The organism is Emticicia sp. (genome assembly GCF_049241225.1).
In the GTDB taxonomy this organism is placed as follows: domain Bacteria; phylum Bacteroidota; class Bacteroidia; order Cytophagales; family Spirosomataceae; genus Emticicia.
Map to the genome: position 1 here is coordinate 1 of NZ_JBMLRC010000112.1, position 1458 is coordinate 1458.

Annotated in this window: 1 pseudogene; it reads right to left on the minus strand. The window is 39.2% G+C overall.

What is annotated here, in order from left to right:
* Positions 1-1458, minus strand: a pseudogene (locus ACOVO2_RS06950) (DNA polymerase III subunit alpha); the annotation flags it as partial.

Consider the following 1458-nt stretch of genomic DNA (forward strand, 5'->3'; position numbering starts at 1 on the left):
TACTTATTCTACTGACGAAATTTGAAAATGATGTAAAGTATCCGAAATTTCTTTCCTGTAAAAAACTTTCTACGAGTTTGCTTTCGAGTGATTTGATATGAATCCAGCCCAACCAAATAACATTTCCTTCGATTCTGGTTAAATATTCACTTTCGTTGATTTCGGGTGCTTCAATGATTGCACCGTATCTCCGAGCTTCGTGAATATAAAACTCCGTTGAGTAGAATCCACCGAAGTTATTGATAACTGCCACCATAAATTCCAAAGGAAAATATGTTTTCAAATACAAGCTTTGGTAGCTTTCCACGGCAAAACTTGCAGAATGGGCTTTACTGAAACTATACCCCGAAAAACTTTCAATCTGTCGCCACACTTCTTTGGCCAGTTCTTCCGAATAGCCTAATTCTTTGCAGTTATTAAACCACTTATCAGTTATTCTTTGAAACTCGATTCTTGACCTAAACTTTCCCGACATGGCTCTTCGCAAAATATCAGCTTCGGCCAGTGTTAAGTTCGCAAAGCCATGAGCCACTTTCAAAACATCTTCTTGATAAACCATTACGCCAAAAGTATCGGATAATAGTTCCTGCATTTTCGGGTGTAAGTAACTCACTTGGTGCGGGTTATGATAACGAACAATGTATTCTTTCATCATCCCACTTGAAGAAACACCTGGGCGAATAATCGAACTGGCAGCCACCAAAGTAATGTAATTATCACACCTAAGTTTCCAAATCAACGAACGCATGGCAGGTGATTCAACGTAAAAACACCCCATTGTTTCGTGGTTTTGCAATTGTCTTCTGATATTTTCATCATCCTTAAATTTCTGAATGGCATGAATATCAATATCGATACCTCGGTTTTCCTTCACAATATCGACCGCCGTTTTGATGTGTCCGAGTCCACGTTGAGAAAGAACATCAAACTTGGCAAAGCCAATATCTTCGGCCACGTACATATCAAATTGGCAAATCGGGAAACCTTTGGGCATCGGTTGCAAGGCAGTGTAATTAGATAGTGGTTCTTCAGAAATCAAAATTCCTCCAGCATGAATCGACAAACTGTTTGGGAAATCTTCTAAAAGTGGAGCGTATTGAAAAATGTACTTCGTGTATTCATTCTGACTTGCTTTTTCAGGATATTTAATCATATCATCAATTTCTGATTTGGGTAAACCAAAAACCTTGGCCAGCTCCCGAACCGCCGAACGGTCTTGAAAGGTATTGTAAGTTGCCAACAAACAAACGTACTCTTTTCCGTATCGCTTGAAAACATAGTCGATGATTTCATCTCTTTCGTCCCAACTAAAATCAATATCAAAATCAGGTGGAGAAGTGCGGAACGGATTGATGAAACGTTCAAAATACAAATCTAACTCTATGGGATTGACATCAGTGATACCGATGCAATACGCCACTATTGAGTTTGCTCCCGAACCTCGCCCAACATGAAAAT